This window comes from Streptomyces sp. NPDC003248 (assembly GCF_055563235.1).
Window position 1 is genome coordinate 74,782 of sequence record NZ_JBVHDT010000012.1, and the last position, 12,185, is coordinate 86,966.

The following is a 12,185-nucleotide window of genomic DNA, read 5'->3' on the forward strand; positions in this document are numbered from 1 at the left end:
CGACCGCGCCGCCGACCGGTTCACGGGCGGGACCGCCCCGGTCCCGCCGTACCGGGGCGGGACCGGGGCGGTCGCGCCCTGGCGCGGGCCGACGACGACAGGTTCTGTCCGGCGGATCATGTGACCACTACGCTGCGACGATGGACCGATCGACCGACCTGCCCGAGAGTTCCGCCCGGTCCGCGGCGCCGGCCCGGGTGAACGACTACGACAGCTTCGCCGAGGCGTACTCGGCGGAGAACGAGCACAGCCTCGTCAACGCGTACTACGCGAGGCCCGCGATGACGGCCCTGGCCGGCGATGTGGCCGGCCGCCGGATCCTGGACGCCGGCTGCGGCTCGGGCCCCCTGTCCGCCGCACTGCGCGACCGCGGTGCGGTCGTCACCGGCATCGACGCCAGCGCCGGGATGCTGGCGTTGGCCAGGCGGCGGCTCGGGGACGACGTGGCCCTGCACGTGGCCGACCTGCGCGACCCCCTGCCGTTCGCCGACGGCGCGTTCGACGACGTGGTCGCGTCGCTGGTGCTGCACTACCTGGAGGACTGGGGGCCGACGCTGGCCGAGCTGCGGCGCGTGCTCAGGCCCGGCGGCCGGCTGATCGCGTCGGTGGACCACCCGTTCGTGGCCTACACGATCGGGGATCCCCGGCCCGACTACTTCGCGACCACCAGCTACACCTTCGACTGGACGTTCGGCGGGCAGTCCGTCCCGATGCGGTTCTGGCGCAAGCCGTTGCACGCGATGATCGACGCCTTCACCGCCGCCGGCTTCCGCCTCGCCGTCATCAGCGAGCCGCAGCCCGACCCGGCCGCCCGTGCACTGTTCCCCGACGGCTTCGACGACCTGTCGGCCAGACCCTGCTTCCTGTTCTTCGTCGTCGAGGTACCGCCGTCGGCCGAGGGCTCGGACGACTAGGGCACGATTCGCCCTCGTGGTGAGGTCTGCATTGGTAGATCTTCTTCCGTGACGCGAGGGCGACTGACCGACGAGGAGTGGGAGTTCAGCACGGCCCAGGAACTGAGCGTCGGTGAATACGCGGCACATCGACATCCGGCCTCACCAGTCCCGGGGTCCGCCTCGCACTTGCAGGCCCGGCGGGGTCTTCGCCGCCAGTTCGGCGACCAGGGGTTTGACGGGTGGTGTCACCGGCGAATCCATGGCCTCGATTTCAGGAGCGGGTGCAGACCCCGTATGTCGAGGACGCTCCCGTCAGGGTGGGCGGGGGCCGCGGTCCGTCCTACCGGGCCGGACGCGGGTGACCGCCGCTGGTTCAGCCCCGGCCGGAACTGGCCCCCGCCGGCAGGCGCACGCGGTACGGCCAGATCCCCTCGTCCTCCGCCGTGCGGGACCTGCCCCACCACCGGGCCACACGGTTGCGTGCGCCACCGCGAACACCAGCTCCGCGCCACCCCGGTCCCCACCGCACGCCGCGCCACCGGCCACCCCGGTCGGCACCGCACGCCGCGCCACCGGCCACCCCGGTCGGCACCGCACGCCGCGCCACCGGCCCCCCGCTTCGATGTCCCGGTCGCCCCACGAGTACGAGAGAAAGGATCCACACATCTGGGTAGCCGGCCCGTGAGCGGGTACGCGACATGCCGCTCGGTTCTCTGAGGAACGTCGAGGGACGGAGTGGTCCCATGGCCGGCCGTCGGGCGCACAGCCTGTACCACCGCTGCTCCCACCGGAAGGGCGGCCTTCCGCGGGGCAGCGCCGGGCGGCACCCGACGGCCGCGCGCGGAGGGCCCCGCCCGCCCGCTCGCACCCCAGCCGACCATGCCCGCCACGAACTGGTCGCGCTCTCCCGCGCCCTGTTCGGCACTCCGGACGAAGTCGAGATCCTGCGCCTGGCCATGGACCACATAGCCGCCGCGGGGCCATACAGTGCCGAGGCCGGATACCTCAATGTGGGCGGCGACCTGGTCCCCAGTCCAAGGGACGGACAGATGCCTGCCTCGGCCGTGAGCCGGAGGGTGCGGGAGCTGGCCGGGCAGGACGGCAACGTGACCGTACCCGGCAGGCCCTGGGGCCGGGCCCTGGGGCTACGCGGACTCGAGGGACTCCACGGCTACCTCGTGGTGACGTCCCGCTCCCGGCCCACGGAGGCCGAGCGATCTCTGCTCGCCACGCTCGTCCGGCACACCGCTGCTGCTCTGTCAGTCGCTTTCGCACATCGCCGCCGACGCGAGGACGCGCTGGAGCTGCACCGACTGAGGGACGAACGTACAGCCCTCCAGCGGCAGCTGATCTCTGTGGTGGCCGAGCTGGGCTACGAGCGAGCCGTTCACTCGCTCATGGCCGGCGTCGCTGCCTCGGGCGGCGGCGAGGAAGCCGTCACCCGCGCACTGCACGGGCTCACTGGACTTCCTGCGCTGGTCGAGGACCGCTTCGGTCGGCTGAGGTCCTGGACCGGCCCCAGCCGCCCCGTCCCCTATCCCGAACCGGACCCAGTGCGCCAGGACGAAATGCTGCACGCCGTCGCCCGTCACGCCGGGCCGGTGAGGATAAGGGACCGGCTGATCACCCTGATCCGCCCGCACGGCGAGATCCTGGGCGTGCTGGCCCTGGTCGATGCCCGGGACGAGGCCGACGAGCACACCGTGCTCGCGCTGGAACGCGCTGCCGCGTCACTCGCCCTGGAGCTGACACACCTGCGCGATCTGGCCGAAGTGGAGCAGAGGCTGCACCGCGAGCTGGTGGACGACCTCCTGGCAGGGACGGACGAGGCGAGCGCCTACGCCCGGTCCGAGGCAGCCGGACACGACCTGCACCGCAGCCACTACGTCGTCGTGGTGCAGTGGTCGGACCGGACCGCCGACGATTCCTTCGCACAGACCGTGGGGAGGGCGGCTTCTGCCGTCGGCATGCGCTCGCTGCTGACCCGACGCTCCGACCACGTCGTCCTGGTCGCCGACGACAGGCCGCACCCCCGCGCACTGTACGACGCGCTCGCCCGGGAGACCGGAACCCGGTCCGGGACGATCGGGGTGAGTGCCCCTTCCGACTCCCTGAACGACATCCCCCACCACTACCAGGAGGCGCAACGCGCCCTGGACGTGCGCCGCCACTCCCGCGAGCGCTACGGCACGTCGTTCTTCGACGAGCTCGGCCTCTATCGCATCCTGGGACCCGGCAACGATTACGGGGAACTGGAGACGTTCGTCCAGGAGTGGCTCGGGCAGCTCATCGACTACGACTCCCGGCATCACGCGGCCTTGGTGGAGACCCTGTCCCGGTACTTCGACTGGGGCGGCAACTACGACGAGACCGCGGAATCCCTCGCGGTACACCGCAGCACGCTGCGCTATCGGCTCCAGCGCATCCGCGACATCAGCGGCCACGACCTGGCGAACGTCGAGGACCGGCTGAACCTCCAGGTGGCGACCCGAGTGTGGAAGATCGTGCTGGGCGGGCCCGGCTGACGCCTCGCTGGAACTCCTGCGGGAGTGGTGTCAGCAGCGCCGCAGCGGGTGGGCCGGGCGGCGGCATCTGGGCCGCCCCGCGGATGCCGGGACGGCCGGCGGCGACCTGGTCGAGCAGCCGGGTGCCGGCTGCGGAGTCACCAGGTGCCCACGGTGGCGCGCTACGGGTGCGCACTCGGCCGACTGAAGCACAGCCCCTCCACCCCGGCCGCCGTCCACGCCAGCCAACCCGCGTCGACGTGAACGGCGCCGACAGGCCGCGGTCCGCGACCGAGGCCTGGCGGCGCCGCCCGACGCCGCGCGTGCGGCCGGCCGGTCAGGTCGTCGCCTCGGTGGACCAGGTCGAAGGCCACGAATCCTGGTCGGCGAGGTGCGCGCCCGTCCGGCGGCGTGCCTGCCGGAGTACGAACCCCTGCGCAGCGCCGAGCCGCTGCCGCAGGAGAGGCTCGTGCGGGCGACGACAGCTTGCATCGGGCCACCGAGCAGACCGCGCGGCCTGGAACCTCAGCGCCGTTGTTCACGCTGCCGAGGGCCACGACCTTGCGGGGATGGGCCGCACATGCCGCGCCACCGCCTCTGCCGGCCCCCCACCGGCCTGGATGTCGCACAAGCGCTTGCGAGCGATTCTCATGGCGTGCGCGCAGCCGTGTTCCGCGCGCCGGGACGCCCGGCACTAGATGTTCTGGAACGCGTTCGGCAGTTGCGACATGACGTCCTGGAACTCCGTGCCGGGGACGGCCTCTCCCAGAGTCATGAAAACCGCCGAAACGCTCCTGCGCGCCACGGTCTCATCGACGCCCGCACGCTCACTCACTCGCCGGACGAACTCGTCGACCCCCATTTTCTGCGCGCCATCCTCCGGTGGGACCAGAGGCGGGGCGATCTCGGCGGGCAGGACGCCGGCCAAGTCCCTGGCCTCGCCGCCGGTGATCCGCTCGCCCAGCGTCAGCATCGTGGCCCGGGTCAGCTCACTGGCCTGCTCCTCGGGCACGTGGGCCCGTCGGCTGACGAGCTGGATGAACTCGTCGCTGTCCATGGCGCCTCCAAACGGTCGCTAGCCTCCGCCAGCCGGGCCCGCGGGAGCGGAGAGCGCGCCCATCCCCGCCTCCGCGAGTTCGCGGGGCGCCTCCGCGCGGTCCGTCACACGCCGGACGAACGAGTCGGCCCCGCAGCCTTCGCGATCTCCTCGTCCGTGCGCAGCCAGCTCTTCAGCGGCTCGGGCAGCGGCTCCGCGAGGTCCTGGGCCTCTCCCTCGCTGATCCGGTCGGCGAGCACCTCAAGGTGGCGCGTGTGAGGGTCTCCGCATCATCGGGGGAGACGCCCGCCCGCTCGGCTGCCTTCGCCAGGATTGCGTCGTACTCCATGCGCCCTGCTCCAGTCGTCGGCAGGCCGTCCGTCGGCGTGCTCACCAACAGATCCAGTCAAACCCATACCTGTCGCCTCGGCCACTGGGCAGGGCCGGCATCGATTCCGCCGTGTCGCCGAGCGGTCATGAGTTCATGCAGGTCAGCGCGTACGCCCCAGTGAGGGAAGACCTGACGGTTGCCACCGCATGCCCGGCAGGGGCCACTGGGGGCGGAGGGCCTCAGCCGGAAAGGGCTGTTCCGTGCCACGGCGTGACCGCCCGGGGCGGGTGCGTGGTGACGCCCGGCGTCGTGGCCGGGCCGGACGCCGATGCCACGCCCGGCGTCGTGGCCGGGCCGGACGCCGATGCCACGCAGAACAGTCGACACGGTGGACCGCGCGGTTGAATGCTCGGACGGGGCGACGGACGAGGGACGCCATCCACCGTCGGCGCACGGCGGCCCGGTCGCTGGAGTTCCAGGGGGACGCTCAGCCGGAGTTCCCGGACCGCTCGCCCTTCGGGCCCCGGCCACGCTCGGTGTCGTACTTCTTGCTCCCGGGTTCGGGCACGACGATCACCTCCTGCCCGGCCGGGTCTCCCCGACCCAGACCGGGCAAACCGGGGGACATCCGGCGGGTGAAGGAGGTGAGTGAGCGGCCCCTGGCGGTTACCCGGGTGGCCCAGGACTCCGGATTCCGATGAAGGGAGAAGAGGCCATGACCCACAGTACGAGCGCCCGGGACGTGGTGGAGGCCATCAAGGATGTCGACTTCCCCGCCGGCAAGGACCGGCTGATCGAAGCGGCGAGCCGGTCGGGCGCCGCGCCGGATGTCGTGAAGGCGCTGCGTGGCATCCCGGCCGAGCAGTATGCCAACCGTGAGGAGGTGGCCCGGTCGGTGCGCGTGGATCCCGACTCCGACCTTGGGCTGAGCCCGGCGCAGCGTGCCGAGCAGGCCCGCCAGGGCGGCAGGCCGGGGCAGTCGCAGCATCTGCGCGATGTGCCGAAACCGCCAGTCGAGGAGGAGCTGGACAGCTGACGGCCGGGCCGCTCGGTGCCGGCCGCGCCTTTCAGCGGGCGTGCCGCCTCGCCACCCGTTCGGCGTCACCGCCGGCGCCGAGCGGCCCGGCCGGAGCGATGGACTCACCCAGCCGGCAGGTACGACGACGGGCTGGGCGGCCGTGCGAAGGAATGTCTGCGTCGGCACGGCGAGGCGGGTCGGCTCGACAAAGGCGCCCGGCAGGTCGGGCCGCCCGCCGCCCAGCACCACCGTGGCTCCCTTGTCCACCGCTCACGCACCTGCTCCATCGCGAGTTCGGCCGCGGCCTCCGAGGACAGCGGGCCGAGCGTGGTGGCGGGGTCGACCGGACCCCCCGGTTGCATCTCGCTCATCCGGTCACGCAGCCCGGTGACGAAGGCGTCGTAGACGTCGGCAAGGACGATGAAGCGTTTGGCGGCCAGTCAGCACTGCCCGGTGTCGCCCATCCGGCCGAGGAACGCGGCCTACACGGTGCGCTCGAGGTGGTGACCGTCCAGCCATGGCTCCTCCTAGCCCGGGGCGCTGACGAGAGCTTCGAAGTCCCGGGGCAGCTGGGACATGACCTGGCGGAACTCGCCGTCACTGACCGCGTCCCTCAGAGTGCTCAGCTCGGCCCGTACGCCCTCGCGGGCCTCGTCCGGGCTCACCCCTGCTCGCCTGCTCACCCGATTGACGAACTCGTCGAGTCCGAAGGGCTCGGCCTCCGGAGTGGGAGAGACCAGCGGTTCCTTCAGCGGCTTGGGCAGTTCGGACGCGAGATCCTCCGCCTCACCCCTGGTGAGCCGCTCGGCCAGTGTTTCCAGGGTGGCGCGGGTGAGGGGCTCCGCCTTTTCCGGGGGGACAGGGGCGCGCCGGGTGATGGTGTCGATGAAGGCGTCGTAGTCCATGAGTGGTCCTTTTTCCGAAGCCTTGCAGCTGTCCGGGGTGGGTCCTGAGACAGCCACCGAAGGGTGCAAGCGTGCGTGTGGGGGTGGTGGGCTGATGCGGGTCAGGGTGCGTGCGCCTCAGCAGAGGTCGAGTGACATCGGACATCTCCATGCTCCCGATGCGGGCCGCACTCCGCCTGCTCCCCGCGGGAGGAAAAGCAGTGGGCTCGGTACACCTCCGAGCACAAGTGCGGACGGCCTCCACCACGGCAGAGCCGCGGTCCTCGGGAACGCCCGGCGCCGGTCTGCCGGATGTGCGTCAGGGCGCTGCGCCTGTGGGCGCGGTCGGCTCACCCGCACCCAAGAGATGGGCATGGCCTCGGGCGGCCGTACGGCTGGCCGGAGGATGCCCGCGCATTTCCTGCTGCTCTGCCAGGGTAGGAGGCAGCGTTCTTTTTTGGCCTCGGGTGCGGAGGCGCTCAGCAGGGGGCTCTGCGAATCTCGACCGGGTAACAGCCGATGGCGGCGCGAGCGTGAGCGAACGACGCCGTCCGGTTCCTGGCGAGGAGGCGAGAGGCATGACCGTGATGGGTGTGTCGAAGTTCGAGAGGTTCTTCCGCGCCGCCGCAGGTCTCGATGTGGACAAGAACGACCTGAAGCGGTACGGCGACTTCGTCAACGCCAAGCTCTACGACCTCCTGGTCGTCGGCCAGGCGTCGGCCAAGGCCAACGGCCGGGACACCGTCGAACCATGGGACCTGCCGATCACCAAGGGCCTTCAGGAGAGCATCCACCGGTTCCGGCAGCTCGACGAGGAGGTCGAGCTGAAGCCGATCGTGGAACAGCTCGCCGCGCACCCTCCCCTCGACAGGACACCCACCCAGGAGACCGAAGAGCGCTACCCCGAGATCATCGGCGGTCTCAGCGTCGCCCTCGCCGAGACGTTCGGCATCGTGTATCCGGATGTCAAGAACCCGCAGACCAGCCACTGGGACGGCGTGACCGCGGTGTTCGACCGGCTGCTGTAGCAGTCGCGCCCCGGTGCGTGTCACCGATCTGGAAAAGGGATCCGGACGGGCCTTGCCGGGTGTGTCCCTGCCACTCGTGTCGTAGAGCCAGCGACTTGAAGGGAGCCGCACCATGACACAGGAACTGCGGGGGATGCGGGTGGGGATTCTGGCCGCCGACGGCGTCGAGCGCGTGGAACTCGACCAGCCGCGCGGTGCGCTACACGGCGCAGGGGCGAAGACCGAGATCGTCTCGCTCCATCCCGGCGAGATCCAGGCCCGCCAGTTCGACCTCAACGCGGCAGGAACCTTCCCTGTGGACCGCCTGGTCGCCGACGCCTCCGTCGACGACTACCACGCCCTGCTCCTGCCCGGCGGCACCATGAACCCCGACCAACTGCGCATGGACCGCGACGCGGTGCAGTTCGTCAGGGACTTCATGGCCAGCGGGAAACCGGTCGCATCGATCTGCCACGGCCCGTGGACCCTGGCGGAGGCCGACGCCGTGCGCGGTCGCCGCCTGACGTCCTGGCCCAGCATCCGCACCGACCTGCGCAACGCCGGTGCGGAGGTCGTCGCCGACCAGGAGGTGGTCGTCGACGGGCAGCTGGTCACCAGCCGCGGCCCGGCCGACCTGCCTGCCTTCTGCGCCGCCGTCGTGGAGCAGTTCGCCCGGGCGCATCACCCCATGCCCGGCTGAACCCAACGGCCGGGCTGCGGAGAGAGCAGGCGGTGCACGGTGGAGGTGGGCCCGCTCTCCACCCCGCGGGCCGGTCAGCCGTGGCGGTCGCCTCCGTACGGTCGCCGGCCCGTAGCGTCGCGCAGCCGCGTCGAATGTCGCCACGCAGGGACAGGTTCGCCGCGGTGCGCCGTACCAGCCTGGAGAGGGGGAAGGGGTCCGCGTCCCGGGTGGGAACCAGGACGACACCGCCAGGCGCAGACGGCCCCGGGAGAATGTCCGGCGCGGTACGGCCCGAGGGCCGCGACCTGCACAGGGCAAGACCGAGGATCTCGCGCTGGGCCGCGCCGTCGAAGGTGTGTGGCACAGTGCCATCAGCCCGTGAGGGTGCGCCCCGAGCGGGGCGGCCGTTCGGGCGGGGCCGTGCCGCTGCTCGTCCGCGGGCACGGTGGTGTCCCGGGTGCCGCCCGCCTCCTGAGCGTCGAAGCGGGGGGAGAGTCCCTCGCTTCGGGACATCGTGAACCCCGCTGTCCCCTGCCGGGCCGAACGGGAAGGTGCCCCGCCGCGCACCCGCATCGTCGTCCCGCCTCCTGTCCTCGCAGACCGACCGCCGGTGCCACTTTTCGACCCGCTGGGCGCAGGCGGGGTGACCGGGCGAACAGCCACTCTGGGGCCTGTCGGGACCGCTCGGCGGTCCGCGGCGGAAGGAGCGGCCATGACCGAGCAGGCCCGCAGGACCGTCGCCTCGTACGCGACGTACCAGGAAGCCGAACGTGCCGTCGATCACCTCGCAGACCAGGGCTTTCCCGTCCAGAAGGTGGCGATCATCGGTGAGGACGTACGCCTGGTCGAACAGGTGATCGGTCGAGTGGGGTACGGTGCGGCCGCCCTCCACGGCGCAGCCACCGGAGCGCTGCCCGGCGTGCTCATCGGCTGGATCTTCGGGCTGCTGAACTGGCTGAATCCGGTCGTCTCCGGTCTGCTCCTCGCGCTGTACGGGCTGATCTTCGGAGCGGTCGTCGGCGCGCTGCTCGGCGCGCTGTTGCACGCGGCCCAGGGCGGCCGCCGGGACTTCGCCTCGGTCCGCTCGATGGAGCCCAGCCGGTATGACGTCGTGGTGGACGAGGACGTCGCCGATGAGGCCGTCCGGCTGGTCGCCGGGCTGGACAGCGGGGCCGGCGCGAACACCGAGAGCGCCTCCTCCAGGGGCCGGCGCCCGCGCAACGACCGCGCCCCCAGCTGAACGAGTTTCGAAGCCGGGCGGACAGGGCCCGGAGGATGAACGGCCGCCGACGGACGTCGGCCGACGCGGAAGGAGTTCCTCATGGCCAAGGCAGTGGGCATCGACCTGGGCACCACCAACTCGGTGATCGCCGTGTGGGAGGGCGGCGAGCCGTCCGTCGTGCCCAACAGCGAGGGCAACCGGACGACACCGTCCGTGGTGGCCTTCACCGACACCGGCGAGCGCCTGGTGGGCCAGCTGGCCCGCCGCCAGGCGATCCTCAATCCCAAGGGCACCATCTACTCGGCCAAGCGGTTCATCGGCCGGCACTTCGACGAGATCCCCGACGAGGCCAAGGCCGTCGCCTACGACGTCGTCCCGGGAGACAACGGCGAGGCCCGCTTCAAGGTGCGTGACAAGCTGTACGCGCCTGAGGAGATCAGTGCCCTGGTGCTGCGCAAACTCGCCGACGACGCCTCCAAGCAGCTGGGGGAACGGGTCACGGAGGCGGTCATCACGGTGCCCGCCTACTTCAACGACGCCCAGCGCACCGCCACCAAGGACGCCGGACGGATCGCCGGCCTGGAAGTGCTGCGGATCATCAATGAGCCGACCGCGGCCGCCCTCGCCTACGGCATGGACAAGAAGCAGCACGAGACGGTGCTCGTCTTCGACCTGGGCGGCGGCACCTTCGACGTGAGCATCCTCGACGTCGGCGACGGCGTGGTCGAGGTGCGTTCCACGGCGGGTGACAGCCATCTGGGCGGCGACGACTTCGACCGGCGTCTGGTCGACTACCTCGCGGACGACTTCCAGAAGGAGAACGGCATCGACCTGCGCAAGGACCCGCAGGCGCTGCAACGCCTGTTCGAGGCGGCGGAGAAGGCCAAGACCGAGCTCAGCTCCGTCACCCAGACCCAGGTCAGCCTGCCGTTCATCACCGCCGACGCCTCCGGGCCCAAGCATCTCACCGACTCGATCATGCGGTCCACGTTCGAGCAGATCACCGGCGACCTGGTGGAGCGTTGCCTCGGTCCCATCCAGCAGGCCATGGCCGACGCCAAGGTCGGCGAGAGCGACATCGACGAGGTCATCCTCGTCGGCGGTTCCACCCGCATCCCCGCCGTCCAGGCACTGGTGCGCCGGCTGACCGGCGGCAAGGAACCCAACATGAGCGTGAACCCCGATGAGGTCGTGGCCCTGGGCGCCGCGATCCAGGCCGGGGTGCTCAAGGGCGAGGTCAAGGACGTCCTGCTGCTCGACGTCACCCCCCTGTCCCTGGGCGTGGAGACGCGCGGCGGAGTGATGACGAAGATCATCGAGCGGAACACCACCATCCCGGTGCGCCGCAGCGAGACCTTCTCCACCGCCGAGGACAACCAGCCCGCCGTCGACATCGTCGTCCTCCAGGGCGAGCGCGAGCGGGCCGCCGACAACCGGGTCCTCGGCCGCTTCCAGCTCACCGACATCCGGCCGGCGCCGCGGGGCGAACCGCAGATCGAGGTCACCTTCGACATCGACGCCAACGGCATCCTCAACGTCAGCGCGCGCGACAAGGACACCGGCAAGGAACAGGGCATCACCATCAGCGAGAGCTCCAACCTCGACCGCAGCGAGGTCGAACGCATGGTCCAGGAGGCCGAGAGCAACCGGGGCCAGGACCAGGCACTCCGCGAGGCCGTCGACGCCCGCAACGAACTCGACGCGATCGCCTACCAGGTCGAAAAGCGTCTGAACGAACTGGCCGACGCCGCGCCCGCGCACGAAAAGGCCCGCGCCGTGATGCTGGTGGCAGAGGCCCGCGACGCGGTCAAGAACGAGGCCGGAGTGGACAAGGTCAGGCCGCTGATCTCCGAACTCCAGCAGGTCTACGCCGGGCTCGCCGCCCACCAGGCCGAAGCCGCGGCGGCGAGTGGTCCGTCGGACACCACCGGGCCGGACGGCTCCGGGCAGGGCGGTGCCGGCGCCGACGACGACGTGATCGACGCCGAGTTCGACAAGGGCTGAGGTGCCCGCCATGCCGATCCCTCCCCAGGACCGATCGTCCGACCTACCGCCCGAAGGCGCCGCGCAACCGCCGCAGGGCCACCTGCCCGAGCCCGCGCCGCCGACCACGGAGCCCGAACCGGGCCCCGACGCGGCCACCGGTCCGGCCGGGGGCGAGGACGAGTACGCGGCCGCGCTGAAAGAGGTCGAGGACCGCTGGCGGCGTGCCCTCGCCGACCTGGACAACCTGCGCAAGCGACACGCCAGGGAACTGGACCGGGAGCGCGCGCTCGAACGCGCCCGCACGGCCGCGGCCTTCCTTCCCGTCATCGACAACCTGGAACTGGCCCTGAACCACGCGGGCTCCGACCCCGGGGCGATCGTCGAGGGGGTTCGCGCCGTGCGCGACCAGGCCGTGTCCATCCTTGAACGCCTGGGCTACGAGCGTCACGCGGAGACCGGCGTCCCGTTCGACCCCTCCCGGCACGAGGTCGTCGGCGTGGTCCAGGACCCCGACGCCGAACCGAACACCGTGGCGCAGGTGCTGCGCCCCGGCTACGGCGAGGCCGAGCGGCAGCTGAGGCCGGCCGCCGTGACCGTCGCCAAGCGGGAGTGAGCGGCC

General features: G+C 71.5%; 12 protein-coding genes. 8 read left to right on the forward strand and 4 right to left on the reverse strand.

All coding sequences use genetic code 11. The features are described 5' to 3' along the window. The first annotated feature begins 140 nt into the window (after window positions 1-140). Both ACZ3KJ_RS25810 and ACZ3KJ_RS25815 read left to right on the forward strand, forming a co-directional pair. Window positions 141-914, forward strand: a complete 774-nt coding sequence (locus tag ACZ3KJ_RS25810; RefSeq protein ID WP_467530409.1) for a class I SAM-dependent methyltransferase — start codon at window positions 141-143, stop codon at window positions 912-914. Between the two features lie 725 nt (window positions 915-1,639). Then, on the forward strand, window positions 1,640-3,421 hold the full coding sequence (locus tag ACZ3KJ_RS25815; RefSeq protein ID WP_467530411.1) for a PucR family transcriptional regulator: 1,782 nt from the start codon (window positions 1,640-1,642) through the stop codon (window positions 3,419-3,421). A gap of 673 nt (window positions 3,422-4,094) precedes the next feature. Here ACZ3KJ_RS25815 and ACZ3KJ_RS25820 read toward each other — a convergent pair. Both ACZ3KJ_RS25820 and ACZ3KJ_RS25825 read right to left on the reverse strand, forming a co-directional pair. Continuing rightward, a complete protein-coding gene (locus ACZ3KJ_RS25820; protein WP_467530412.1) occupies window positions 4,095-4,457 on the reverse strand; it encodes a DUF2267 domain-containing protein in 363 nt (120 codons plus the stop codon). Between the two features lie 104 nt (window positions 4,458-4,561). After that, window positions 4,562-4,696, reverse strand: a complete 135-nt coding sequence (locus ACZ3KJ_RS25825) for a hypothetical protein (protein ID WP_467530413.1) — start codon at window positions 4,694-4,696, stop codon at window positions 4,562-4,564. A 786-nt stretch (window positions 4,697-5,482) separates the two neighbouring features. Between ACZ3KJ_RS25825 and ACZ3KJ_RS25830 the strand changes: the two genes are divergently transcribed. After that, window positions 5,483-5,803, forward strand: a complete 321-nt coding sequence (locus ACZ3KJ_RS25830) for a DUF2795 domain-containing protein (RefSeq protein ID WP_467530415.1) — start codon at window positions 5,483-5,485, stop codon at window positions 5,801-5,803. A gap of 104 nt (window positions 5,804-5,907) precedes the next feature. Here ACZ3KJ_RS25830 and ACZ3KJ_RS25835 read toward each other — a convergent pair whose 3' ends face one another. Both ACZ3KJ_RS25835 and ACZ3KJ_RS25840 read right to left on the reverse strand, forming a co-directional pair. Next, entirely contained in the window at window positions 5,908-6,225 is a 318-nt protein-coding gene (locus ACZ3KJ_RS25835; protein WP_467530603.1) for an aldehyde dehydrogenase family protein, read from the reverse strand. Between the two features lie 87 nt (window positions 6,226-6,312). Then, window positions 6,313-6,690, reverse strand: coding sequence for a DUF2267 domain-containing protein (locus ACZ3KJ_RS25840; RefSeq protein WP_467530417.1), 378 nt, complete (start codon window positions 6,688-6,690; stop codon window positions 6,313-6,315). A gap of 557 nt (window positions 6,691-7,247) precedes the next feature. On the opposite strand from ACZ3KJ_RS25840, the gene ACZ3KJ_RS25845 reads away from it, so the two are divergent. The 5 genes from ACZ3KJ_RS25845 (at window position 7,248) to ACZ3KJ_RS25865 (ending at window position 12,179) form a co-directional block, all read left to right on the forward strand. Beyond that, window positions 7,248-7,697 carry a DUF1931 family protein gene (locus ACZ3KJ_RS25845; protein WP_467530419.1) on the forward strand — a complete coding sequence of 150 codons (450 nt, stop codon included), beginning with the start codon at window positions 7,248-7,250 and terminating at the stop codon, window positions 7,695-7,697. Window positions 7,698-7,809: 112 nt separating this feature from the next. After that, window positions 7,810-8,376, forward strand: coding sequence for a type 1 glutamine amidotransferase domain-containing protein (locus ACZ3KJ_RS25850; RefSeq protein WP_467530420.1), 567 nt, complete (start codon window positions 7,810-7,812; stop codon window positions 8,374-8,376). Window positions 8,377-9,070: 694 nt separating this feature from the next. Next, window positions 9,071-9,598 (forward strand): YflT domain-containing protein, encoded by a 528-nt coding sequence (locus ACZ3KJ_RS25855; protein ID WP_467530421.1) that lies wholly within the window; start codon window positions 9,071-9,073, stop codon window positions 9,596-9,598. Window positions 9,599-9,679: 81 nt separating this feature from the next. Further along, entirely contained in the window at window positions 9,680-11,584 is a 1,905-nt protein-coding gene (gene dnaK, locus ACZ3KJ_RS25860) for a molecular chaperone DnaK (RefSeq protein ID WP_467530422.1), read from the forward strand. A gap of 10 nt (window positions 11,585-11,594) precedes the next feature. After that, complete coding sequence (locus ACZ3KJ_RS25865) at window positions 11,595-12,179, forward strand: nucleotide exchange factor GrpE (protein WP_467530424.1); 585 nt, start codon at window positions 11,595-11,597, stop codon at window positions 12,177-12,179. The last annotated feature ends 6 nt before the right edge of the window (window positions 12,180-12,185 follow it).